At 72.8% G+C, this 21,820-nt stretch carries 22 protein-coding genes and 2 pseudogenes; 12 read left to right on the top strand and 12 right to left on the bottom strand.

The genetic code is table 11. From position 1 onward, the window contains the following. The 4 genes and pseudogenes from ACFY2B_RS40475 to ACFY2B_RS40490 all read left to right on the top strand — a co-directional run. Positions 1-94 (top strand): annotated as a pseudogene (locus ACFY2B_RS40475) (chitinase); the annotation flags it as partial. Between the two features lie 678 nt (positions 95-772). Next, positions 773-1,144 (top strand): BlaI/MecI/CopY family transcriptional regulator, encoded by a 372-nt coding sequence (locus tag ACFY2B_RS40480; protein ID WP_390768065.1) that lies wholly within the window; start codon positions 773-775, stop codon positions 1,142-1,144. Next, positions 1,141-2,070, top strand: a complete 930-nt coding sequence (locus tag ACFY2B_RS40485; RefSeq protein ID WP_390768066.1) for a M48 family metalloprotease — start codon at positions 1,141-1,143, stop codon at positions 2,068-2,070. Before ACFY2B_RS40480 ends, ACFY2B_RS40485 begins: the two co-directional genes overlap by 4 nt. Before the next feature lie 195 nt (positions 2,071-2,265). Beyond that, on the top strand, positions 2,266-2,658 hold the full coding sequence (locus tag ACFY2B_RS40490; protein WP_390768067.1) for a VOC family protein: 393 nt from the start codon (positions 2,266-2,268) through the stop codon (positions 2,656-2,658). 70 nt (positions 2,659-2,728) lie between these two features. Here ACFY2B_RS40490 and ACFY2B_RS40495 read toward each other — a convergent pair whose 3' ends face one another. From ACFY2B_RS40495 to ACFY2B_RS40505, 3 genes are all read right to left on the bottom strand, one after another. Further along, positions 2,729-3,244, bottom strand: coding sequence for a DUF664 domain-containing protein (locus ACFY2B_RS40495; RefSeq protein ID WP_390768068.1), 516 nt, complete (start codon positions 3,242-3,244; stop codon positions 2,729-2,731). A gap of 27 nt (positions 3,245-3,271) precedes the next feature. After that, the gene (locus tag ACFY2B_RS40500) at positions 3,272-4,771 is read right to left on the bottom strand and encodes a carotenoid oxygenase family protein (RefSeq protein ID WP_390768069.1); all 1,500 of its coding nucleotides are present in this window, start codon (positions 4,769-4,771) and stop codon (positions 3,272-3,274) included. A 67-nt stretch (positions 4,772-4,838) separates the two neighbouring features. Continuing rightward, positions 4,839-5,753 carry a LysR substrate-binding domain-containing protein gene (locus ACFY2B_RS40505; RefSeq protein WP_390768070.1) on the bottom strand — a complete coding sequence of 305 codons (915 nt, stop codon included), beginning with the start codon at positions 5,751-5,753 and terminating at the stop codon, positions 4,839-4,841. Positions 5,754-5,861: 108 nt separating this feature from the next. On the opposite strand from ACFY2B_RS40505, the gene mgrA reads away from it, so the two are divergent. After that, positions 5,862-6,854, top strand: a complete 993-nt coding sequence (gene mgrA / locus ACFY2B_RS40510) for an L-glyceraldehyde 3-phosphate reductase (RefSeq protein ID WP_390768071.1) — start codon at positions 5,862-5,864, stop codon at positions 6,852-6,854. Between the two features lie 150 nt (positions 6,855-7,004). Here the strand turns inward: mgrA and ACFY2B_RS40515 are convergent. After that, positions 7,005-7,388 (bottom strand): annotated as a pseudogene (locus tag ACFY2B_RS40515) (nuclear transport factor 2 family protein). Positions 7,389-7,701: 313 nt separating this feature from the next. Between ACFY2B_RS40515 and ACFY2B_RS40520 the strand changes: the two are divergent. Next, complete coding sequence (locus ACFY2B_RS40520) at positions 7,702-8,112, top strand: hypothetical protein (protein WP_390768117.1); 411 nt, start codon at positions 7,702-7,704, stop codon at positions 8,110-8,112. A 293-nt stretch (positions 8,113-8,405) separates the two neighbouring features. Beyond that, positions 8,406-8,951, top strand: a complete 546-nt coding sequence (locus ACFY2B_RS40525; protein ID WP_390768072.1) for a hypothetical protein — start codon at positions 8,406-8,408, stop codon at positions 8,949-8,951. A gap of 46 nt (positions 8,952-8,997) precedes the next feature. Here ACFY2B_RS40525 and ACFY2B_RS40530 read toward each other — a convergent pair whose 3' ends face one another. After that, positions 8,998-10,284, bottom strand: a complete 1,287-nt coding sequence (locus ACFY2B_RS40530; protein WP_390768073.1) for a streptophobe family protein — start codon at positions 10,282-10,284, stop codon at positions 8,998-9,000. A 303-nt stretch (positions 10,285-10,587) separates the two neighbouring features. Between ACFY2B_RS40530 and ACFY2B_RS40535 the strand changes: the two genes are divergently transcribed. Then, a complete protein-coding gene (locus ACFY2B_RS40535; RefSeq protein ID WP_390768074.1) occupies positions 10,588-11,040 on the top strand; it encodes an ATP-binding protein in 453 nt (150 codons plus the stop codon). A gap of 42 nt (positions 11,041-11,082) precedes the next feature. Here the strand turns inward: ACFY2B_RS40535 and ACFY2B_RS40540 are convergent, their stop codons facing one another. Both ACFY2B_RS40540 and ACFY2B_RS40545 read right to left on the bottom strand, forming a co-directional pair. Continuing rightward, a complete protein-coding gene (locus tag ACFY2B_RS40540) occupies positions 11,083-11,970 on the bottom strand; it encodes an RNA polymerase sigma factor SigF (RefSeq protein ID WP_390768075.1) in 888 nt (295 codons plus the stop codon). Positions 11,971-12,361: 391 nt separating this feature from the next. Next, on the bottom strand, positions 12,362-12,529 hold the full coding sequence (locus tag ACFY2B_RS40545) for a hypothetical protein (protein WP_390768076.1): 168 nt from the start codon (positions 12,527-12,529) through the stop codon (positions 12,362-12,364). A gap of 88 nt (positions 12,530-12,617) precedes the next feature. Between ACFY2B_RS40545 and ACFY2B_RS40550 the strand changes: the two genes are divergently transcribed. After that, a complete protein-coding gene (locus tag ACFY2B_RS40550; RefSeq protein WP_390768077.1) occupies positions 12,618-13,037 on the top strand; it encodes a helix-turn-helix domain-containing protein in 420 nt (139 codons plus the stop codon). A 21-nt stretch (positions 13,038-13,058) separates the two neighbouring features. Here the strand turns inward: ACFY2B_RS40550 and ACFY2B_RS40555 are convergent, their stop codons facing one another. Next, the gene (locus tag ACFY2B_RS40555; protein ID WP_390768078.1) at positions 13,059-14,264 is read right to left on the bottom strand and encodes an epoxide hydrolase family protein; all 1,206 of its coding nucleotides are present in this window, start codon (positions 14,262-14,264) and stop codon (positions 13,059-13,061) included. Positions 14,265-14,505: 241 nt separating this feature from the next. Here ACFY2B_RS40555 and ACFY2B_RS40560 point away from each other — a divergent pair, with 241 nt between their 5' ends. Then, a complete protein-coding gene (locus ACFY2B_RS40560; protein ID WP_390768079.1) occupies positions 14,506-14,988 on the top strand; it encodes a VOC family protein in 483 nt (160 codons plus the stop codon). A 139-nt stretch (positions 14,989-15,127) separates the two neighbouring features. Here the strand turns inward: ACFY2B_RS40560 and ACFY2B_RS40565 are convergent, their stop codons facing one another. From ACFY2B_RS40565 to ACFY2B_RS40580, 4 genes are all read right to left on the bottom strand, one after another. Next, entirely contained in the window at positions 15,128-16,006 is an 879-nt protein-coding gene (locus ACFY2B_RS40565; RefSeq protein WP_390768080.1) for a geranyl diphosphate 2-C-methyltransferase, read from the bottom strand. Between the two features lie 64 nt (positions 16,007-16,070). Further along, on the bottom strand, positions 16,071-17,120 hold the full coding sequence (locus ACFY2B_RS40570; protein WP_390768081.1) for a family 2 encapsulin nanocompartment cargo protein terpene cyclase: 1,050 nt from the start codon (positions 17,118-17,120) through the stop codon (positions 16,071-16,073). 16 nt (positions 17,121-17,136) lie between these two features. Then, the gene (locus ACFY2B_RS40575; RefSeq protein ID WP_390768082.1) at positions 17,137-18,579 is read right to left on the bottom strand and encodes a family 2B encapsulin nanocompartment shell protein; all 1,443 of its coding nucleotides are present in this window, start codon (positions 18,577-18,579) and stop codon (positions 17,137-17,139) included. A 285-nt stretch (positions 18,580-18,864) separates the two neighbouring features. Then, entirely contained in the window at positions 18,865-19,872 is a 1,008-nt protein-coding gene (locus ACFY2B_RS40580) for a zinc-binding alcohol dehydrogenase family protein (RefSeq protein WP_390768118.1), read from the bottom strand. 167 nt (positions 19,873-20,039) lie between these two features. On the opposite strand from ACFY2B_RS40580, the gene ACFY2B_RS40585 reads away from it, so the two are divergent. Together ACFY2B_RS40585 and ACFY2B_RS40590 are read left to right on the top strand one after the other, a co-directional pair. Beyond that, on the top strand, positions 20,040-20,834 hold the full coding sequence (locus ACFY2B_RS40585; RefSeq protein ID WP_390768083.1) for a VOC family protein: 795 nt from the start codon (positions 20,040-20,042) through the stop codon (positions 20,832-20,834). Between the two features lie 34 nt (positions 20,835-20,868). Next, a complete protein-coding gene (locus ACFY2B_RS40590; RefSeq protein WP_390768084.1) occupies positions 20,869-21,561 on the top strand; it encodes a ribonuclease H in 693 nt (230 codons plus the stop codon). Positions 21,562-21,820: the final 259 nt, after the last annotated feature.

A 21,820-nucleotide genomic window follows, 5' to 3' on the forward strand; every position in this document is an offset into this window, starting at 1 on the left:
CAAGAACCCGGCCCAGGTCCAAAGCCGCGTCGACGCCTACCAGCGCTTCACCCAGATCCTCGGAGTCACCCCCGGCGGCAACCTCTACTGCTGACACCCACCCGTGGGACGGTGCCCCGCACCCGCCTGAAATCCCCGGCGGAGAGCCGTCCGCGGGCGCACCCCCACATCCCGTCCGTCCCGGCCGCCGCGTTCCCCGCGGCGGCCGGGACGGCCGTGGCACCCCTCGCCACTCCGTCGCCCGCCGCGGCGGTTGCGGCGGCCGGCTCCTCAGATCCGGCGGAAGCGGGCACGTACTCGCACCGCGGCCTCGGCCGGCAGCCGCCCCGCTGGCAGTGTGCTTGCCCGCTCCCGTCCCGCCGGGGGCTTTCTCCGTGCCCCGGCGGGTGCTCCCGGGCCGTGTTCCGGACTTCGCCGATGACCTCCGAATTGATCACCGCGGGCGCTGCGGGCGCCTGGACACTCGCGACCTCCCCGTCCGCCGTATCGGCCGCGGAGCGATGCGGCGGACGGGCAGCGCGGCATCGCCTTCGTCCCCTTCTGCAGCGTGGCGCGCGGACGAGGAACGCGGTGCCGTGACCGCGCACCACGAAGAGGTGCTCGCCGTCGCCCGGGGGAGAGGTTCCCTGAGGTCACCGATGGGCGGCACCTTTTCAGCCGGGCGATGACTCCCATAATGGGGTGCGGGCACAGCCGTACGACGGCGGCCCAGGCGACTACAATCGCGTAGACGGTCCACGGGCCGTGGAAGAAACGGGTGAAGGACGTTCCCATGACCGACTCGAAGGACGAACGCCGGCCGGCCGGCGAGCTCGAAGCGAGCGTCATGGCCGCCCTGTGGGCCGCCGGCGGACCGCAGACCCCCGGCCAGGTGCAGCTGAGCCTGGGCGCCGACCTGGCGCGCACCACGGTGACGACGATCCTGTCCCGGCTGCACGAGAAGGGGGTCGTGGGCCGGCACCGCCAGGGCCGCGGCTACGCCTACGTACCGGTCCAGGACGCGCAGGGCCTCACCGCCCGCCGCATGCACACCGAGCTGGACCGCGACAGCGACCGGGAGACGGTGCTGGCCCGGTTCGTCGCCCAGCTCAGCGCCGACGACGAGCGCGTTCTGCGCGACCTGCTCGAACCCGGTGAGCGATGACCGCGCTGCTCCTGCTTCCCCTGCTGCTCCCGCTGGCCATGCCGGCGCTGGCCCGGCGCACCCTCGACCGGCTCGCACCCGCCGCCGCGCTGTGGGTGATCACCGTCTCGGCGGTCGTCCTCGCGGGCTGCTCGCTGACCGCGCTGGGGGCGTTCGTCGTCACCGGGCTGCTCAAGCTGCCCGTCTTCGCCGCGCTGGGCGAGCTGATCCACCCGCTGCGCACCGCCTCCGACCTTGTCGTCGTGCCCGCCGCCGCGGCCTCGGTCGGCGTGCTCGCCGTGGGCGCCGGCACGCTCGTGCGCTCGGTGCTGCACCAACTGCGCGCCTTCCGGACGGCACGTGACGAGGCCGGACACGGGCCGGCGGCCGGCGACCTGTGCGTGGTGGACTCGCCGAGGCCCGACGCCTACGCACTGCCCGGACGGCCGCACCGCATCGTCGTCACGACCGCCATGCTGCGCAGCCTGGACCCGGCCGAGCGCGAGGCGCTGTTCGCGCACGAACGGGCGCACAACGACGGCGGTCACCACTTCTTCCTCGCCGCCGCCGAACTCGCCGCGCACTGCCACCCCGCCCTGCGCCCGGTGCGCGAGACCATCCGGCTCGCGGCCGAACGGGCGGCCGACGAGGCCGCGGCCGGCGCCGTCGGGGACCGGCGGCTGACCGCGCGCGCCATCGCCCGGGCCGCCCTCGCCGGGCAGAGCGCCCGCTCCGCCCGCCCGGACTTCGCCCCCGCCGCGACGAGCGGCCCCGTGCCCCGACGGGTCCAGGCCCTGCTGTCCGCTCCCGCCGCCCCGCGCCGGTCCGTCTCCTGGATCGCCGTCCTGCTGGTCTCCTGGGTGGCCGTCTCCTGCGTCGCGGTGGGGACCGGAATGATCGACTTCCATCACCGGGTGGAAGTCGCGCAGGGCGAGGAGAACCGCTGACCCGGACCCCGGATCCGCTCGGCGGTTCGCAGCCACCCTGCGCCGACCCACCGATGCCGAAAGGGCGGCGCGGGCAACTGGCGGCCGTCCAGTTTTACGTATAACCTCTGCGCTCGGCCACTTCCACCCGGCTTCGGCTTCCGCTTCCGACTCACCCTTCACCGACCAGCCACGACGTTCCACCGAGAGGCCACGATGAGACACCTCGCCCTGGTCACCCTTGTCGTCGACGACTACGACGAGGCGATCGACTTCTACACCCGGGCACTCGGCTTCCGGCTCGTCGAGGACGCCGCGCGGCCCGACGGCGCGCGCTGGGTCGTCGTCGCGCCGGGGCCGGACCAAGCCGGCACCGGCCTGCTGCTGGCCCGCGCCGCCGACGCGGGCCAGCGAGCCCGGATCGGGGACCAGACCGGCGGCCGGGTCGGCTTCTTCCTGCACACCGACGACTTCGCCCGCGACCATGCCCGCATGCGCGCCGCCGGCGTGACCTTCCTGGAGGAGCCGCGGCACGAGCCGTACGGCACCGTCGCCGTCTTCCACGACCTGTACGGCAACCGCTGGGACCTGCTCCAGCCGGCCGGCTGACCTCACGCGGCTCTGATCCTCCCCGCAGACTCACCTCACGATGCCGTGGTCCTCCCGCGGTCCTGCCGGGTCACCCGGCCGCGCCGAGCACCAGGCCGCGCACGTACGCGGCCTGCCCGGCGTGCTGGAGGTCGTCGGACAGGACGCTGACGAGCCGCACCCCGAGGGTGACCGGCGGATCCCAGCGCACGTCCACGACACGTTCGAGGTCCCCCGCGGGCAGCTGGCGCAGCACCCCCAGGGTCTGCTCGTGCACGGCGTCGTAGTAGCCGGTCAGCAGGTCGGCCGAGGCGACCCGCACCTTGGCGACCTTCGCGGCGCTGTGGCCGTATCCCGTGTCGTGGCGCGGCAGGTCGAGGCCGAAACGCTTCTCCCAGCCCTGGGCCAGCCACACCTGGTCGAGGCCGAAGGCGTCGGCGACATGGTCGTCCTGGACCCGGGTGAGGTGCCAGACCAGCCAGGCGACCGAGTTGGCGTCCGGCGCCGGACGGGCGCGCAACTCGTCCGGGCCGAGGCCGTCGAGGACGGCATGGACTTCTTCCTGGATGCGGCCGTAGCCGTCGATGAGGACGTCCCGTGCATGCATAGGTACACCATGGCGTATCGCCCGCCGTCACGCGTCCGGAATCCAGCTCCCGTGGAAGCCCAGCGGCACCCGTCCCGGCAGGTGGATCCGGGCCACCGGTTCGCCGGTGAAGTCCTGCGCCGCGAGGATCACCAGGTCCGCGGCCCCGCGGTCCGGATCGTGGACGTACGCGAGCGCGTACCCGTCGTCCTCCGCCGCCCGCGGGCCGGCCGCGTCCCGTGGCACGAACACCGCCTCGCCCGCCGCCGCGCCCCGCGGCAGCCGGTGCACCTGGGTGGTGCCGCGCAGCAGGTCGTGCTTGATGAGTGCGTTGGAGAAGGAACGGTCGGGCGGCGTGCCGTCCGGGGTGAGGTACGCCAGTGTCATCTCGGCGGCCGCCGCCGAGTCGCCGTAACGGTGCCGCCGGGAGACCAGTGCCTCGTTCACGCGCGGGAATTCCTGTGGGTGGTCGTCCAGCGTCCGCCGCCGCGCCCGCCCCTTGTCCAGGTCGATGCTCCACCGTTCGAGCCTGGCGGTGCCGGGCCCGTAGGGCCCGCCCGAGCCGCGCCCGGCGACCAGGAACGGCGCGGGACAGGTCGTCATGTCGACGACCACGGACGACCCCTCGTCGTACGCGTTCAGGGTGTGCGAGTGGGAGACCGGGTCCACCTCGAACCAGCGGGCCGCACCGCCGGTGCGGGGCAGGACGCCCACCCGCGCGGGGTGGTCGCGGTTCCAGACGTACGGCACCGGCTCGCCGCGCTCGGCCGCCGCCGGGTCGAAGGTGATCGGGATGTCGAAGACGACGACGTGCCTCTCGGTGAGCGCGAAGTCGTGCATCATCGGCGCGTCCGGCACCGGGATCCGGGTCGTCCGCGCGACCCGGCCCGACGGGTCCACCACCAGGTGCCGGACGTGGTCCCAGGTGGGGTAGTAGGCGATGGCGTGCAGCTCACCGGCGTGTGCGTCGTACTTGGTGTGGGCGGTGAACGCGCCGTCCAGCGTGCCCCGGAAGTCATGGGTGCCCACGGTGTTCAGCTCGCCGTCGAGTTCGTACGGCAGCGGCCCGCTCTCCTGCAGGGCGAGGATCTTGCCGCGGTAGGGGATGACGTGTGTGTTGCACGGGAAGTCGTCCGGCGGCACCGGGCCCGGGTAGGGCTCGCCGAGCTTCTCCGCCACCTGCGAGGAGCGCACCCAGCGGTTGCGGTACCACTCCGCCCGCCCGTCGCGCAGCCGGACGCCGTGCACCATGCCCTCGCCGAGCATCCAGTGGTGGACGCGTGGGTCCTCCAGGCCCAGCACATTGGGGCCGTTGCGCAGGAAGCGGCCGTTCAGTTCGCGCGGGATCCGGCCGGTGACCGGGAGGTCGAAGGCCGTCAGTTCCTCGCTGACGGGCGTGAACGCGCCCTCCAGGAAAGGGTGATGACGAGCTGTCGCGTGCCGCGCCGGTGCCGCCGCCGCACGGTGGCCCGCCGCCCCGGTGAGGGCTGCCGCCGCCGCGATCCCCGCCGTGCCGCGCAGCACGCTCCGCCGTGTGTGTTCCGCCATGGTCCGTCCTCCTGGCCGTGGTCGCCGTGAGCAGCCGACAAGAGTCTGCGGCGGCGGACGGGCGGAATCAGGAGGGGTGAACCCCGTCCTGGGGTGGTGCCGGGCACCCTGTTTCGAGCAGCGTCATCAGCGCACGGGCCGCCGGGCTCGTGGCCCGCTCGGGCGGCAGCAGGGCGATCGTCTCGTACTCCGCCTCGTCCGCGCCCTTCAGCGGGAGCGCGGCGAGCGAGGGCCGCTTGTGCCGGAAGTGGCGGGGTACGACGGCGATCCCCAGGTTCTCGTCGACCAGGTCCAGCAGGCTGTGCACGTCGTTGACCTCCAGCGCGACCGTACGGCGGACGCCGGCCGCGGCGAAGACGGCGTCGGTGGTGCGCCGCGGGCCCCAGTCCGGGTGGAAGTCGACGAAGACCTCGCCGCCGAGGTCGTCCGGCTCCAGCACCGCCCCGGCCGTGGCCAGCCGGTGGCTGGGATGGCACAGCACGGTCATCGGCTCGCTGGTCAGCGCGACCGAGCGCAACTGGTCCGTGTCGTCCTGGGTGCGGTAGGCGAAGGCCAGGTCGAGCCGTCCGGCCGCGACCTCCTCGGCCAGCGCGCCCGAGCCGGTCTGCCGCAGCAGGATCTCCACGTCCGGATGGCGTCGCCGGAAGGCGGCCAGCAGCCCGGCCACGTGCACCCCGGCGATGCACTGCTCGGTGCCCAGCGCCAGCGTCCCGCGCAGCACGCCCTGCACGGCCGCGACCGCCTCGTGCGCGGCCCGTACCTGTGCGAGGATCCGTTCCGCCTCGGCCAGCAGGGCGCGCCCCGCCTCGGTCAGCGTCACCCGGCGGGTGGTACGCACGAACAGCGGGGCCCGCAGTTCGCGCTCCAGCGACCGGATCGACGCCGACAGGCCCGACTGGGAGACCATCAGCCGTTCCGCGGCCCGGGTGAAGTGCTGGTCCTCGGCGACCGCGACGAAATGCTGCAGGTGACGCAATTCCATGATTGAGAAGCCTAGCCGCTCAATTTCATCTCATTCTCCTGTTGGACCGCTGTCGGTCGGCAGGGGAAGAGTGGGGGCCGACCGTGTGCCAACCTCTCTGGAGTCGCGTTGTACACCGCACACCCCGACCGTTACGCCGACATGCCCTACCGGCGCACCGGCCGCAGCGGCCTGAAGCTCCCCGCCCTGTCCCTCGGCCTGTGGCAGAACTTCGGTCCCGACCGTCCGGCGGAGACCCAGCGCGCCATTCTGCGCCGTGCCTTCGACCTCGGTGTCACCCACTTCGACCTGGCCAACAACTACGGCCCGCCGGGAGGTGCCGCCGAGTCCGCCCTCGGCGAGGCCCTGAAGACTGACTTCGCGGCGTACCGTGACGAACTCGTCATCTCCACCAAGGCCGGCTACCTGATGTGGCCCGGTCCGTACGGCGAGCAGGGTTCGCGCAAGTACATGCTCGCCTCGCTCGACCAGAGCCTCGGCCGGATGGGCCTGGAGTACGTCGACATCTTCTACTCCCACCGCTACGACCCGGAGACTCCGCTGGAGGAGACGATGGGCGCGCTGCACTCCGCGGTGCAGCAGGGCAAGGCCCTCTACGTCGGTATCTCCAACTACCCGGCGGAGCAGACCCGGGAGGCCGCCCGCATCCTGGGCGCGCTCGGCACCCCTCTGCTCATCCACCAGCCGCGGTACTCGATGCTCGACCGCCGCCCCGAGGACGAGGGCCTGCTGGACGCCCTGGACGAGCTGCAGGTCGGCTCGATCGTCTTCTCCCCGCTGGAGCAGGGCCTGCTCACCGCCCGCTACCTGGACGGCATCCCGGAGGGCTCGCGGGCGGCGAGCGCGAGTCAGTCCCTGAACCGGGACGCGGTGACCGGGGAACTCGTCGGCAAGCTGCGCGCCCTGGACGAGATCGCCAAGGGCCGTGGCCAGACCCTGGCCCAGCTCGCGCTGGCCTGGGTGCTGCGCGGTGGCAGGGTGACGTCCGCGCTGGTCGGCGCGAGCAGCCCGCAGCAGATCGAGGACAGCGTGGCGGCCACCCGCAACCTGGACTTCGACGCGGACGAGCTGGCCCGGATCGACGCGATCATCAAGCCGTAGACAGCTCAGGACACAGCTCCGGACGGCCCAGGACGGCCCTGGGCAGACAGCCGTAGCCAGATCCAGACGACGAGGCCGGCGCGGGCCCCCGTACCGCGCCGGCCTCGTCGTCTCCTCCCGCACGCGCGGGGAGGCGGTTCCGGCGGGCCGTCAGGCCCCGGCGGGTACCCGGTCCAGGAACCCCAGGACCTGGGTGATCCGTCCTTCGGCGTCCAGGGTGATGACGTCGGAGCCCGCCACCGGGGCCGAGCCGTCCGCCTCGTTCACCAGCTCCCAGGAGAAGCGCGCCGTGTCGTGGTGCCCGTCCACGGCGCCGAGCGGACGGAAGACGAAGCCGGGGAACTGCTCGTGTGCCGCCGCGATCACGGCCACGATCCCCTCGTGCCCCCGGACGTCGGCGAGGGGATCGGTGTAACCGCCCTCGGCGGCCCAGGCCGCCGCGACCGCCTTCACGCGCGCCTCGGGCTCGGTGGCGTTTCACGCCTCGAAGTAACGGGCGGCGGCAGTGTGGTGACGTTCCGTGTTCACGGACATGGTGAATCAGCCTCCATCGAGGTCGTCCTCGCCGGTCAGGAACCGCATCGACGGAGTGCCGATCCGGTGCGACCACCCTGCCCGGCGGCGCGGGGCGGGTCGATTACCTCGCGGGTCATGAAGGCGGGACCACAGCGGGGGCGCATTCCGGCCACGCGAGAGGGCGAATATGCCAGGAGACTGGCCGGAAAGACATGGTGACAGTGTTTCAGTAGTGAAGATACTCGAACGCCAGGGGCACTTCACCGCACAGGAGCCGCACGGAGAGCGAGGGCCGACCGGCACCCGACAGCAAGGCGACGGGGGAGTGATCGTGCACGACGAATTCCTGTGCCATGTCACGGCGTACGGGACGTGCGACGGACAGCGCATCGGTGTGCCGCTGGGAACCTACCGCGCGCCCACCCTGGCCCTCGCCCTGTGGTGGCTGCGGGACCGGGCGTCCTGGATCGCCGAACGCCTCGATCCGACCCCCGAGGACCCGAACGTCCCGCCCGGCGCCCTCGTCCCCGTGGCGGAGACCACACCCGACGTGCCCGGACTGCTCCGCACCTGGTGCGCCGACGACGTCCAGCAGGAACGTGTCGCGGACGAGCTGGCGGGCGGCCGGCTGGTGCGGATCGCTGTGGCCGACGACACCACGGAGTACGAACTGCTCGCCGAGTCCGTCGACGCCCTGCGCATGCAGCGCACCGTCCCGGCGCTCGTCCTGCCCGTCGCCTGAACGCCGCTCTCCCGTCCCGGCGCCGACCGCCGCCGACGGGCGAGGCCCGCTCCCCGGCACGGCGGGTGGGCGCACAGATGAGCGAATCGGTAGAATTCCGGCCAGGGCGGGGTGGCCGACCAGCGCCCCCGGCGGCGCCCGGACACGCCCTGCGGACCGGCACGATCCACACGGCGAGGTGCGACCGCGCGATCTGGGCCCCGCCGGCGGCGCCGTCCACGCCCTGCCGTCTCCCGGTCCGCGGCCGCCGCGGACGTACCGGCCCGTGGCGAAGCGGAAGGAGACGGTGCGAGATGACGAATCCCGGTTTCCGGCCCACCCACGTCGTCCCCCGGTCCGGGCTCCCCGCCTGGGAGGCGCCCGACCTGTCCCGGCCCACGGTGTCCCTCGACCCGCTGCTGCCGGTACGGCTCACCGAGTGGTACGGCGACTGGGCGCACATCGTCTGCGCCAACGGCTGGACCGCCTGGGTGGACGGCCGCCGTCTCGTCGCCGTACCCCGCGACCCGCCCGGCGACGGCGGCCCGCCCGGTGACACGGCCGATCCAGGGCCGCTGCTGGACCGCGCCGAACGCGCCCTCGCCCACTACCGGGCGGCCGTCGCGGACCTCATGGCGGGCGGCCTGGACGGGCAGTCCTTCGGCGACCGTACGCGCGGGCTGCGGATCGGGGTGGTGGTCGACGGGGAGTCGATGTGGCTGTACGACGCCGACCAGGGGCGGTGGCTGTACGGCGACGGCAGGCGGCTCAGTACCTACGCCACCGACCGCGAGCACCCGGCCACCCCGCCGTCGGGCCACGCGCCGTCCGGTGCGGCGGCACCGGACGGCGAACCGTGAGGACGCACGGGAGGCGCCGGCGCCGGCCCGTGAGCGGCGGCCCGTCTCACCGTCCCCTCGTGCGTCGTTCCGGCCCGGCCCCGCCCCGGCGGTGCAGGGGCCGCGCCAGCAGTCCGCCGAGGAACCCGGTGACCAGCCCCCACAGCGCGGCCAGACCGACCGCCGGCCACACGTCGGGCCGCAGCAGCAGTTCCCCGGACAGCCCGCCGCCCAGATCACCGATGCCCAGCAGGGACAGCCCGTAGTGCGCCGAGATCCTGCCGACGAGACAGATCACGAGCACCGCCACGGCGAGCGCGACGGCGAAGCACAGCGCGTGCCGCCGGGCCCGCACCCCGGCCGGTGACCGCGCCACCATCAGCAGCGCGGCGGCCGGAACGAGCACGACCGCCGCCACCAGCAGCCACCACGCCCGCCCGTCGTGCTCGACGAGTGTGCGCAGGTTGAGCGTGGAGACGTCCGGGGTGCGCAGCACCTCGTCCAGGACGTGCGGCATGGGCAGCCCGAACGGGCCGTCCACCCGGCCGTGCCAGCTCGCGCCGAGACCGACGGTCAGGGCCGGCCAGGCCAGGTTCGGCAGCCCCAGCAGGAGCACCGCGAAGGTGTCCGCGGCATGCCCGCGCGTGGCCGCTGTCACCAGCGCGGTCACCACACCCAGGACGACGTACCCGAGCAGCAGCGCCACCACGGCCAGCACAGCCGGACGCGCCGACTCCTGGAACCGGGGCAGCCGGCCCGGCAGCGGCACCCCGGGCGACACCAGCAGCGCCAGCACCAGCACACCGGCGAGCCACAGCAGACCGAACCCCACCGTCCGCGGCACGTCCGCGGCGAACCCGAGTCTCGGCGCCGAGTCGAACAGGCCGGTGAGACCGCCGAGCACGCCGCTGCCGACGTCCACGGCGAAGGTCTGACGGGCGGCCAGGGCCAGGCCGGCCAGCCCGAGCAGCCACAGCACCACGATCCGCGCGGCCCACCCCGCCAGCTCCCCGGCGTCGCCCGGTGCCCGGCGGCGCAGCGGATGCAGGAACGCCCCGCCCACCATGAAAACCCCGACCAGGGTGACCGACAGCGGGACCACTGCGAGACCCGCCCGGGTCTCGGCGAACACCCCCGCGTTCCCCGACAGCTCGACACTGCCCCCGACGGCGGTCACCACGGTCGCCACGACGACCCGGGCGAACGCCCCGTCCGGAAGCCGGGCGGCCCCGGCCGCCCACAGCCCCAGCGCGGCCACCCCCAGCATGGCGACCAGTGCCGATAGCACCGCGGCCACGGCCTGGGCCCAGCCGTGGCGGCGGCCGGCCCGGCCGGCGGTGGTGATGGCGCTCACGCTGCCACGCTAAGCAGCGTCCGGACGGACCGCCCCCGCAGTGGTCCGTCCGCGGTCGGGCCCGACGCCCGCGCACCCGCCCGGACCGGCCTTCCGGACTGTCCGGGCCGGCGGGCGGGAGCAGTTTCCCGGTGGGGCGGGTCCGTCCGCTCCGTACCGGCTACGCTCCAGATGTCCCGGAGCGCCGCCACGATGTCCGCCGTGCGCGGTCGGCGAACAGGCGACGGGACTGCGGGGTCCTCCTCGGGGTACGAGCACTGGTGCAGCAGTGACCGGCCAGACCGGCCTCCGAGAGAGATACAGATGTTCGAGCACCTGGACGGGGCAGTGATACCGACTGGTTTCGATGTGCCCGTGGAACCGCTTCGGCGGGCGGCGCACTACACGGGCGAGCCCGGATGCATCGCCGCGGCACGATCGTTTGCCGCGCTCTTCCTCCAACAGCTCAGGAGCGCGTGGCGCGCCACGATCGACGCCCGCGCCGACGAGGAACTGCTTCTCGTCGTCAGCGAATTGGTCACCAACGCCGACCGGCACAGCGACGGCCCGTACATCCTGGAACTGGAGGGCACCGACGCGGCCGTCACGGTGTCCGTCTACGACAGCAGCGTGGCCCTCCCCAGGCGCTACCCGCGTGATCCCGAACGCGTCGGGCGGCACGGCCTGGAGATCGTGCACGCCCTGGCCGCCGAGGTGACCACCGAGCGCGTACCCGTCGGCAAACGGGTACGCGCCCTCCTCACCCTCGCCCGCTGAGCCGGGTGCGCGCCGCTTCGGGCGCCGGCCCGGCCCCGCCCGTCAGGCGCAGCCGAGTTCACCCAGCATGCCGCGGCGCAGACGCGCGATGACCCGTTTGATCAGGCGCGAGACATGCATCTGCGAGCAGCCGAGCCGCTCACCGATCTCCGCCTGGGTGGCCTCCTCCACGAACCGCAGATGAAGGATCTGCCGGTCGCGGTCGCTGAGATGGCCGATCAGCGGCGCCAGCGACTGGAAGTCCTCGACGAGCCGCAGCCCCTCCTCCTCGACACCGATGAAGTCGGCGAGAACGGCCTCACCGTCCTCCGGGCCGTCGCCGGTGAGCGCGGCGTCGAGCGACGCGGAGTTGTACCCGTTGGCGGCCAGCTGGCCCTCGACCACCTCGTCCTCGGGGATGTCCATCAGCGCGGCCAGCTCCGCGACCGTCGGTTCGCGGTCCAGCAGACCGGCCAGCTCCTCGCGGGCCTTGGCCAACTCGACGCGCAGCTCCTGCAACCGCCGGGGTACGTGCACCGCCCAGGTCGTGTCGCGGAAGAACCGCTTGATCTCGCCGACGATGTACGGCACGGCGAACGAGGTGAACTCCACCTCGCGGGACAGCTCGAACCGGTCGATCGCCTTGATCAGACCGATCACCCCGGTCTGGACGATGTCCTCCATGTCGTCGCCACGGCCCCGGAACCGGCCGGCCGCGAACCGGACCAGCGAGATGTTCATCTCGATGAGCGTGTTGCGTGCGTACTGGTGCTCCGGGGTGCCTTCCTCCAGTTCCGTCAGGCGCTGGAAGAACTGGCGGGACAACTCCCGGGCGTCACGTGGCGCGATCGACGTCGGGTCCTCGATTCCCGGCAGCGACTGCTCGCCTGCTCCGTTCTCTGCGGTCTTCTCGACGACGTCTGCTCCCGGCCGGATCCCGGCGGTGTCCATTGCCTGCTCCCCACGAAGTCACGGTTCGTTGTCCGGACCCGGGTCCGCGGTCCGTGTGCCGCGTCCCCGGTCCATCTGCCCTGGCGTGCCGGTTCACGTACCCGCAAGCCGGCGCGCCATGCTTGGTTCGTGGTTCGCCTACCCGGGGTGGGCCGGGGCATGCGCCTCGTGCGGCGACGGGTCGGAAATCGGGTGGCGGCCACCGCGCGCACCGCCGGTCCTGCGGACCTCGACCGACCTCACAGAACCTCAGGGCGCGTTGCCCGACCGGGTGTTCGGCGGTGGGAGATGTTCGTACGGCCCGACTCCCGGGACCGGTCCGGGCGGCGCCGGGTCGTGATCAGTTCGTGCGGATACCGCTTGGTGACGCTGCCGCCGTAGGCCGAGCCGATCAACTCGCGTACGCAGCAGGGCAGTCCGTGCCCGGCCCGATCTCCAGCACCCGGCTGCCGGGCCCGATGCCCGCCCGCCCCGCCGGTGCGGACGCCAAGGACCGCGCACAACGGGGCCGGGCCCGCTCGTACAACGCGGCGTCCTCGTCGGACGTGTCCCGCAGCATGGCCCGCCGGCTCCTTCCGGTCCGTGATTCCACCCAGGGCGCAACGCCGGTCCCTTCCCCGTGCGCCCGGGATCCCTAGGCTGGTCGGATGAGCAGCCGCCCAGCCGACGACGCCCTAGTGATCCCCCTGCGCCGGGAGACCGGCCGCGCCGAGACCCCGGCTCCGGTGTCGGCACCGGCACCGGTGTCCAGGGAACCCCTGTGGCGCGACCTGGTCGGTGACGTGCTGCGCCGGGAGCGCCGGGCGCAGCAGCGCACGCTCAAGGACGTCGCCGACGCGGCCAGGATCTCCCTGCCGTACCTCTCGGAGATCGAGCGCGGCCGCAAGGAAGCCTCCTCCGAGGTGCTCGCGGCGGCCGCCCAGGCCCTCGGACTGGGCCTCGGCGAGCTGCTGACCCGGGTGCACAGCGACCTGGTGACCCGGGTCCAGGGCAAGCTGACCGGGCAGCGCGCCGCGGGCCGGAACCCGTCGGCCGCGCCCGCCCGGGGGATGTGCCTGGCCGCCTGAGCGAAACCCGGCCCGCCCGCGTCATCCGGCGTCCCTCTCGCCCAGCAGGCGGAAGAACGCCCGGACGTCACCGGTCAGCAGGTCCGGCACCTCCATCGCGGCGAAGTGCCCGCCGCGGTCGAACTCCGTCCACCGCACGATGTTCTCGGTGCGCTCCGCCCTGTGCCGCAGTGGCAACTGGAGTTCCGCAGGGAACACGGCGAGCGCGGTGGGCGCCGTCGACGGCTCGGCCGGTGCGGCACGGCGCCCGGTGGCGTGCGCCCGCTCGTAGTAGATCCGGGCGGACGAACCGGCGGTTCGGGTCAGCCAGTACAGCATCACATCGGTGAGCATCAGGTCCCGGTCGACGGCATCCTCGGGAGTCTCCGCCGAGTCCGTCCACTCCCGGAACTTCTCCACGATCCAGGCGAGCTGCCCGACCGGCGAGTCGGTCAGCCCGTAGGCCACGGTGTGCGGCCGGGTCGACTGCACGATGCCGTACCCGGTGCCCTCCCGTGACCACTCGGCCCAGCGGCGCCACGAGCGCAGGGTGCGCTCCCGCTCCCCGGGGTCGAGCGCCGCCAGTTCCTCGGCCGTCGGCTCGCTGGTCGCCTGGGCGCCCGGCAGCAGGGTGAGGTGCACGCCGATGACCCGGTCGGGGTGGGCCCGGCCCAGCTCACGGGAGACGGCCGCACCCCAGTCACCGCCCTGCACCCCGAAACGGGGATAGCCGAGCCGGTCCATCAGCTCGGCCCAGGCGTCCGCGATCCGACCGGGCTCCCAGCCGGGCTGCTCGGTGGGCCCGGACAGCCCGAAGCCGGGGAGGCTCGGCAGCACCAGGTGGAAGGCGTCGGCCGGATCCCCGCCGTGCGCGGCCGGGTCGGTGAGCGGACCCACGACATCGAGGAACTCGACGATCGAACCCGGCCAGCCATGAGTCATGATCAGCGGCGTGGCGTCCGGTTCGGGGGAGCGGACGTGCGCGAAGTGGATGTTCGCCCCGTCGATGGTGGTGGTGAACTGCGGCAGCTCGTTGAGCCGCGCCTCGGCCGCGCGCCAGTCGTAGCTGCCGCGCCAGTAGCCCGCGAGCTCCCGCAGGTAGTCCGCCGGCACCCCGTACGCCCAGCCCGCTCCGGGCAGCTCCTCGGGCCAGCGGGTGCGGTCGAGCCGGTCGTACAGATCGTCGAGGTCGCTCTGCGGGATCGTGAGTCGGAAAGGACGGATGCTCTCGCCGGGCGAAGGTGTCATGAGCCGGATGCTAAGCGCTCGGCCGGTCGGCGGGGCGTCTCACCGTTGTTCGTCCGCCGCGGCATCGTGGCTGGTCACGGGCCTTTTACGGGTGCTGCCGGAACGTGCCGGATTTCGCCCGACCTGCTCAGCGCCGCCCCCGCGGCGGTCCCCGGCGGACCGTTCCGGCCGACCGGCGATGAGTTTCCGGCCGTGCGCCGGTCGGTACTGGCGACAGCGCTCCACGCTCCGGGAGGTACCGATGACCGCCGACGGATTCACCACCTGCCTCTGGCTCGACGGGCAGGCCGAGGAAGCCGCCCATTACTACGTCTCGATCTTCAAGAACTCCAGGATCGGGCGGATCGCCCGCTACAACGAGGCGGGCCCGGGCCAGGCCGGCTCCGTGCTCAGCGTCGAGTTCACGGCGAACGGCCAGAAGTTCATGGCGCTGAACGGTGGCCCGCAGTTCACCTTCACCGAGGCGATCTCCTTCCAGATCCTCTGCGCGGACCAGGAAGAGGTCGACCACCACTGGACCAGGCTGACCGAGAACGGCGGCACGCCCGGCCCCTGCGGCTGGCTCAAGGACAAGTACGGCGTCTCCTGGCAGGTCGTCCCGGACGGGCTCATCGACCTGCTCGGCGACGCCGACCCGGAGAAGGCGGCCCGCACCACCCGGGCCATGTACACGATGGGCAAACTCGACATCGCCGCGCTGCGGAAGGCGTACGCGGGCGAATAGCCGCCCCGGCGGTCCCATGACCGCCCCTGCGACCCGTGCCCGGTCCACAACGGCCTGCGCGTTCGCCCGAGCGGGGCGCCGCGGGATGCCGGGGGAGTGGACCGGGCACGGCTCATCTCTGACGGACCGGAGCCGGGCGTCAGACCCGGTCGGCCACGATGAGCAGGTACTGGAAGCTGCCGTTGCGGTACGCGGACAGGAACGAGTCCTCGATGCCCGTGACCAGATGGTCGGCCTGCTTGCGCAGCTCCCAGTAGGGGATCGTGGTCGCGGTGAGGTCCTGCACATGCACCGGCACCAGCCGGTTCGCCGCCATCGCCCGGAAGTACGCCGACCTCGGGTGGATGTCGCAGATGTAGTGGGCGTTGATCAGCGACACCTCCCGCGACGCCCGTCCGTACGTGTCGTTGTAGCAGCCGGTGACCACCACATAGCGTCCGCCGCGGCGCAACAGCCGGGCGTGCTCGGCGAACAGCAGGTCCAGCTCGACGTACATGGTCGACTCGTTGTTCCAGGAGGCCGCGTAGCCGCCCCGCTCGAAGCCGGTGTCGAGCATGTTGCGGTGGTGGTAGCGCACCTTGTCGGCGATGCCCCGCTTGCGGGCCTGCTCGTTGGCGAAGTCCGCCTGCTTGGCGGAGATCGTGACACCGTCCGCGTGGCAGCCGTACCGCAGGTTGGCCACGACGCTGCCGCCGCCCCGCCCGCAGCCGGCGTCGAAGACCCGGTCGGCGGAGGTCAGCGGGCCGAGATGGGAGGCCAGCAGTTCGGCCTGGGCATGCTCCAGGCGGTGCAGTTCGCCGGTGATCCGCTCCCGGCGCAGCTCGGGATCGGGCTCGTCGAGCACCGTCCAGTCGGCCTCACCCACGCCGTAATGATGGTGGTACAGGTCGTCGATCTTTCCCAGTTCGAGGTTGACCGGGTTTTCCTCGGCGTTCCAGTAATCCGCGACGCGGTTCTGGTACGTGGACTGGGTCGGCACCGGTGCGGTCGTGGTACGGGCGACGGGGGCGGTGGTCAACGGTGACTCCTCGTGGCGCATCTGGACGGTGGTTCGGAAAGCCTGCGACTGCCTGCGGCAGCGATTACCAGTAATCGGGCAGGTGGTAGCGGTGGGAGTTGGTGGCGTGCCACTCGTGGTTGCCGGACACCCAGGCGGCGAGGCCCTCGGCGTACCGTGCGACCAGCGGCGATGTGGCGGAGAGCAGGGCGGACTCCTCCTCGAAGGCCGTCATGATCCGGTTGTGGATCTCGACGGACTCCAGATAGGCGGCCTTCAGCCCGCACCGCTCGTTCGCGGCGACGACCTGGGGCAGATTGAGGTGGGTGGGGTCGCTGGCCAGCTCCTTGGTGAAGGAGTACAGGTCATTGACGATGGTGGTGGCGTTGCAGGCCAGCGCGGTGATCCGCTGGATCTCCGGGCGGGCGTAGACCGGTTCGGGCAGCTCGTAGCCGTCCACGGCGTCGACGATCGACAGACACGGACGGAAGTTGTTGAACTGCCGCATCACCAGGTACTCCCAGACCCGCGGCGCGTACCGGGTCTCCGCCCAGGCGGCCTCGGCGAGATAGCCCAGGTGCAGCCGGGCGATGTCGTGCACGAACCGGTCGGTCTGGCTGGGGGTGGCGAGGTCCGCGAAGTCCTTGAGCGCGAAGTGGTACGAACGCAGCGGCCCGTCCGCCCGCATGCCCTCGCGCCATTCCTTCTCCAGCTCGGGGACACCGTGGTAGGGATCGAGCGCGGACTGAGCCAGGATCAGCCGGCCGCCCAGACCGGTGCGCGCTCCGCCGCGGCCCTCGTCCTCCTCGCAGTAGCAGGAGTCGACGACGTTCTCCGCGAGCAGCAGCTTGCCCGCGGCGGTCAGCCGGTCCAGGTCGGCCGCCCCCGGATGCTGGAGCGCAACGGCCCGGCCGAACTGGAAGCCGGTGAAGTCGCCCTGCCAGGCGGCCGGGAACAGATCGAGTGCACGCGCCCACGCTTCCAGTCTGCGGTCGACCTCGGCGGCCTTCTCCGGGTCGGCGGGCACGGCCGGCCGGTACCGCAGCCCGGGGATCGCGCCGGTGCGGCGGGCGGACAGCGTGCGCGCGATGTTCGGCGGTCCGGGCAGCGTGAGGGAGGTGGGTGATGTGGTCATGGGAGGCTCCACGCCGTCATTCGGCACTCCGGCCGATCTGCACGTTTTCGAGGATGCCCGCCGCGTCGGGCACCAGGATGGCCAGTGAGTAGTACGCGGTCACGAGGTAGTTGATGATCGCGGCGGTGTCGATGCCCAGGAAGCGGACGTTCAGACCCGGCTGGTACTCCTCCGGGATGCCGGTCTGGTAGAGGCCGACGACACCCTGGTCGGCCTCACCGGTGCGCAGCGCGATGATGCTGCTGGTGTGCTCCGGGCCGACCGGGATCTTGCCGCACGGGAAGAGGGGGACCCCGCGCCAGGCGGGGACCTCGTGCCCGTCCACGCTCGCGGTGCCCGGTACCAGGCCGCGCCGGTTGCACTGCCGGAAGAACGCCGCGATCGCCTTCGGATGGGCCAGCAGCAACTTGGTCCCGCGGCGCATCGACAGCAGCTCGTCGAGGTCGTCCGGGGTCGGCGGACCGGTGAAGGTGCTGATGCGCTGGGCGTAGTCGACGTTGTGCAGCAGCCCGAACTCCCGGTTGTTGACCAGCTCCCACTCCTGGCGCTCCCGGATCTCCTCGACGGTCAGACGCAACTGCTGCCGGGTCTGGTCCATCGGATCGTTGTAGAGGTCGGCGACCCTGGTGTGCACCCGCAGCACGGTCTGCGTCAACGACAACTCGTATTCGCGCGGGGCGAGTTCGTAGTCGACGAAGCCACCGGGCAGCGTCGGCTCGCCCACGTGGCCCGCCTGCACGGGGACGTCCGCCTCGCCCTTGCGGTTCACGGGTTTGCGCTGCCGCTCCACGTACGCCCGCAGATGCGCTCCGAGGGACGGCGCCCGCTCGGTGATCTCCTCCACCACGGCCCAGGGCAGCGCCAGCACCACGCCTGCGGTCTCCGCCCGCACCGAGGTCGGCCACAGCGGGTCGGGCCGGCCCACCGCCTCGTCGCCCATCTGGTCGCCGTCCGTGACGACCCCGACGACCTCCTCCTCGCCGTACTTGCCGGCGGTGAAGCGGGTGAACCGGCCGTGGACGACCAGATAGGCATCCGTGACCGGCTGCCCGGCCTCGAACAGCAGTTGCCCGGCGCGCACCGCACGGGTCTCGAACCGGGCGGCCAGTTCCCGCAGCACCTCGGCGTCGGAATAGCCGCGCAGGACCGGCAGTTCGGTCAGCGTCTCGGGGATCACCCGGATGTCGTCGGCGCCGTTCTGCTCGAAGTGCACCCGTCCGCGGCCGGTGCGCAGCTGGAGCCGGCGGTTGACCCGGTAGGTGCCGCCCTTCACGTCCACCCACGGCAGCCTCCTCAGCAGCCACCGGGAGGTGATGGCCTGCATCTGGGGCTCGGACTTGGTGGTCGTGGCGAGCCGGCGGGCCGCCCGGGTGCCGAGGCTGGTGAGCTCCCGCCCGGCCGAAAGGGCCTGGGCGGGCTCGTCTATCTCGGAGCCGGTGGCGCTGTCCGGTGTGGACACTTTCCCTCCCGCTGGGTGAACAGGGGTGACCGGATCGGTCGGTGGTGTGCGAGGTGGCGGTGTGCTTGGTCAAGCCAAACAGCTGGGGCAGCCGCCCGGGATGGCGCGAAAGGGGCGGGTTCGGGCCGTGGATGCGCAAACCCAGGGCTTGTGGCACACGGCGCGCGGATGATCTCACCGCGCGCCTCCCGGCTGCCTCCGCACTCGGTGACAAGGCCGCGTTTGATCTCGGGGGAGAACGCCGACCTCGGCAAAGGCCGCTGAGGTCACGGAGGTTCGCCGACCTCAGGAGAGGTCGTTGATCAGCACCGCCGCGCCGTCGAAGCGACCGGCCTTGAGATCCCTGAGCGCCTGCGGGGCCCGCGACAGCGGATAGCCGTGCGTCGTCGCACGGACACCGTGCCGCGCGGCCAGCTCCAGGAACGCCCGGCCGTCCGCACGGGTGTTGGAGGTGACGCTGCGCAGTTCCTTCTCGTAGAACAGATCGGTCTCGTAGTGCAGCGGCGGCACGTCGCTGAGGTGGATGCCCGCGACCGACAGCACCCCGCCCCGGTCCAACGCCCGCAGGGCGACCGGCACCAGATCGCCGACCGGAGCGAACAGCACCGCGCCGTCCAGGGGCTCGGGCGGCGCCTCGTACGCGTCGCGCGCCGAGACCGCGCCCAGTTCCAGGGCGAGCCGCCGGGCCTCTGCACCACGGGTGAGGACGTGCACCCGGGCGCCCTCGGCGAGCGCCACCTGCGCGCACAGATGGGCGCTGCCCCCGAAGCCGTACAGCCCGAGCCGGCCGCCCGGCGGCAGCGAGGCCCGCCGCAGCGCGCGGTAGCCGATGATCCCGGCGCACAGCAGCGGCGCCGACGCCACGTCGTCCACGGCGCCCGGCAGCCGGTAGGCGAACGCGGCCGGCACGGTCGTGTACTCCGCGTATCCGCCGTCGGCGTCCCAGCCGGTGTACTCCGATCGCGGGCACAGGTTCTCCGCGCCCCGCCGGCAGTAGGCGCAGGTGCCGTCGGTGCGCCGCAGCCAGGCCACACCGACCCGGTCGCCCTCGGCGAAGCCCTCGACGGCCCGGCCCGCCCCGGCGACCACGCCGACCACCTCGTGCCCGGGAGTCACTCCGGGCCGGTGGACCGGCAGGTCCCCCTCGGTGACGTGCAGATCGGTCCGGCACACCCCGCAGGCGCGTACCCGCACCAGCAGCTCGTCGTCCCCGGGGACCGGTACCGGACGCTCCACGAGCCGGAGGGGTTCCCCCTCCACCGGACCCGGAGTGGCCACCGACCAGGCCCGCATGGTCCCTGTCGCCGTCGAGTCCGTCATGCCGTGCCCCGTCCCGTCGCAGCCGCCGTACCCGCCCGCCGCCTCCAGTCTCGACCAGGTCCACCGCTTCGGCGCGCGGGTGGCGGCCGGGCTGGCTAGCGTGAGGATCCGGAGAGTCCGACGCACGGGAGGGCCGGACCATGGCCGCACCACCTGAGGGAACTCCATGCTGGGCCGACGCGATGTTCGACGACGCCGAAGGAGCCAGGACCTTCTACGGCGACGTCCTCGGCTGGACCTTCGGCGAGGCGTCCGCGGAGCACGGCGACTACGCGCAGGCCTATGCGGGCGGCCGGGCGGTGGCGGCCGTCGTACCGTCCAGGTCCGGTCAGGAGGGCCCCTCCCAGTGGTGCCTGTACTTCGCCTCGTCCGATGCCGCGGCGACCGCGGCGAGGATCCGGGACAACGGCGGCGAGATCCTGATGGAGCCGATGCAGGTCGGCGAGTTCGGCACCATGTGCCTGGCCCGCGAGCCCGGCGGCGCCCTGTTCGGCGTGTGGCAGCCGGGCAGCCATCAGGGCTTTGAGGCCGTCGCGGCACCCGGCGCCTACAGCTGGGCCGAGGTCTTCACCCGGGAGCCCGAGCGGACGGACGCGTTCTTCTCGGCGGTCTTCGGGTACCGGGCCAAGCAGGTCGCGGATGATGCCGTCGACTTCCGGCTGTTCGACCTGGGCGGCGACCCCGTCCTGGGCCGGATGAGGATGACCGACGACTTCCCGCCCGAGGTGCCCTCGTACGTGAACGTCTACTTCGGGGTAGCCGACTGCGACGAGGCCGTGGCCAAGGCCGCCAAGCTCGGCGGCGTCCTCCACTTCGGCCCGATGACCAGCCCGTTCGGGCGGTTCGCGGCGCTCAGCGATCCACAGGGCGCGCAGTTCTCGGTGATCGACACCACGACGACGGCGGGCGAGATGCCCCGGGCCGAGGACGTCTGACCGGGCCCGGACGGCCGGCCTGCACGGCCATGGCATGATCGTGCCCATGGGTGAACGTGTGGTGGCCGCGTGCGACGGGGCTTCGAAAGGAAACCCCGGCCCGGCCGGCTGGGCCTGGGTGGTGTCCGACACGGCGGAGGCACCGGACCGCTGGGCGGCCGGCCCGCTCGGCAGGACCACCAACAACGTCGCCGAACTGACCGCTCTGGAGCGCCTGCTGGTGGCGACCGACCCCGGGGTGCCGCTGGAGGTCCGGATGGACTCGCAGTACGCGATGAAGGCCGTCACCGCCTGGCTGCCCGGCTGGAAGCGCAACGGCTGGCGGACGTCCGCCGGCAAGCCCGTCGCCAACCAGGACCTGGTGGTCCGCATCGACGAGCTGCTCGAAGGCCGCTCCGTCGAGTTCCGGTACGTCCCCGCCCACCAGGTCGACGGCGACCCGCTGAACGACTTCGCCGACCGCGCGGCCAGCCAGGCGGCCTCCGCCCAGGAGTCCGCGGGCAGTGCCCTCGGCTCGCCGGAGCCACCGCCGTCGTCCGGCGCCCCGACCTCCTCCGGCGCCAAGCGGGGGCCCGCCCGCCGGGCGGCCGGCGGTTCCTCGTCCCGCACCCTCAAGGCCAAGTTCCCCGGCCGCTGCGTGTGTGGCCGCGCCTACGCGGCCGGCGAGCCCATCGCCAAGAACGCCCAGGGCTGGGGCCATCCGGAGTGCCGTACCGCGGACGTCTGACCGGACGTCCGGGCGGCACCCGCCCGGCACCCCTACGGCCGGCCGCCCGGCCCTTCGCCCCGCTGCCGTGCCGGTCACCCGTCGTACCGCCCGGCTCCGTCGGGGCGTCGATACCCGTCCGCGTCCCGCCCCCTCCTCGTCGGCGTTCCACCCTGGGCCCGCCCGGGTTACGCCCTGCCCGTCCGCGTCGGCCCCTTCTGGCCGGGCCGGTCGGGCTCGTCGTCCGCCGTGGCACCCGCCCCGCCCCCGCTGGGCGGGT

Origin of the sequence: Streptomyces sp. NPDC001270 (assembly GCF_042896695.1) — a bacterium.
In the GTDB taxonomy this organism is placed as follows: domain Bacteria; phylum Actinomycetota; class Actinomycetes; order Streptomycetales; family Streptomycetaceae; genus Streptomyces.

What these genes read in the sequence shown, in the direction of transcription:
- ACFY2B_RS40480 (WP_390768065.1), top strand. Translation starts at nt 773, where the DNA reads ATGACCGACTCGAAGGACGAACGCCGGCCGGCCGGCGAGCTCGAAGCG.
- ACFY2B_RS40485 (WP_390768066.1), top strand. Translation starts at nt 1,141, where the DNA reads ATGACCGCGCTGCTCCTGCTTCCCCTGCTGCTCCCGCTGGCCATGCCG.
- ACFY2B_RS40490 (WP_390768067.1), top strand. Translation starts at nt 2,266, where the DNA reads ATGAGACACCTCGCCCTGGTCACCCTTGTCGTCGACGACTACGACGAG.
- ACFY2B_RS40495 (WP_390768068.1), bottom strand. Translation starts at nt 3,244, where the DNA reads ATGCATGCACGGGACGTCCTCATCGACGGCTACGGCCGCATCCAGGAA.
- ACFY2B_RS40500 (WP_390768069.1), bottom strand. Translation starts at nt 4,771, where the DNA reads ATGGCGGAACACACACGGCGGAGCGTGCTGCGCGGCACGGCGGGGATC.
- ACFY2B_RS40505 (WP_390768070.1), bottom strand. Translation starts at nt 5,753, where the DNA reads ATGGAATTGCGTCACCTGCAGCATTTCGTCGCGGTCGCCGAGGACCAG.
- ACFY2B_RS40525 (WP_390768072.1), top strand. Translation starts at nt 8,406, where the DNA reads ATGACGAATCCCGGTTTCCGGCCCACCCACGTCGTCCCCCGGTCCGGG.
- ACFY2B_RS40535 (WP_390768074.1), top strand. Translation starts at nt 10,588, where the DNA reads ATGTTCGAGCACCTGGACGGGGCAGTGATACCGACTGGTTTCGATGTG.
- ACFY2B_RS40540 (WP_390768075.1), bottom strand. Translation starts at nt 11,970, where the DNA reads ATGGACACCGCCGGGATCCGGCCGGGAGCAGACGTCGTCGAGAAGACC.
- ACFY2B_RS40545 (WP_390768076.1), bottom strand. Translation starts at nt 12,529, where the DNA reads ATGCTGCGGGACACGTCCGACGAGGACGCCGCGTTGTACGAGCGGGCC.
- ACFY2B_RS40550 (WP_390768077.1), top strand. Translation starts at nt 12,618, where the DNA reads ATGAGCAGCCGCCCAGCCGACGACGCCCTAGTGATCCCCCTGCGCCGG.
- ACFY2B_RS40555 (WP_390768078.1), bottom strand. Translation starts at nt 14,264, where the DNA reads ATGACACCTTCGCCCGGCGAGAGCATCCGTCCTTTCCGACTCACGATC.
- ACFY2B_RS40560 (WP_390768079.1), top strand. Translation starts at nt 14,506, where the DNA reads ATGACCGCCGACGGATTCACCACCTGCCTCTGGCTCGACGGGCAGGCC.
- ACFY2B_RS40570 (WP_390768081.1), bottom strand. Translation starts at nt 17,120, where the DNA reads ATGACCACATCACCCACCTCCCTCACGCTGCCCGGACCGCCGAACATC.
- ACFY2B_RS40580 (WP_390768118.1), bottom strand. Translation starts at nt 19,872, where the DNA reads ATGCGGGCCTGGTCGGTGGCCACTCCGGGTCCGGTGGAGGGGGAACCC.
- ACFY2B_RS40585 (WP_390768083.1), top strand. Translation starts at nt 20,040, where the DNA reads ATGGCCGCACCACCTGAGGGAACTCCATGCTGGGCCGACGCGATGTTC.
- ACFY2B_RS40590 (WP_390768084.1), top strand. Translation starts at nt 20,869, where the DNA reads ATGATCGTGCCCATGGGTGAACGTGTGGTGGCCGCGTGCGACGGGGCT.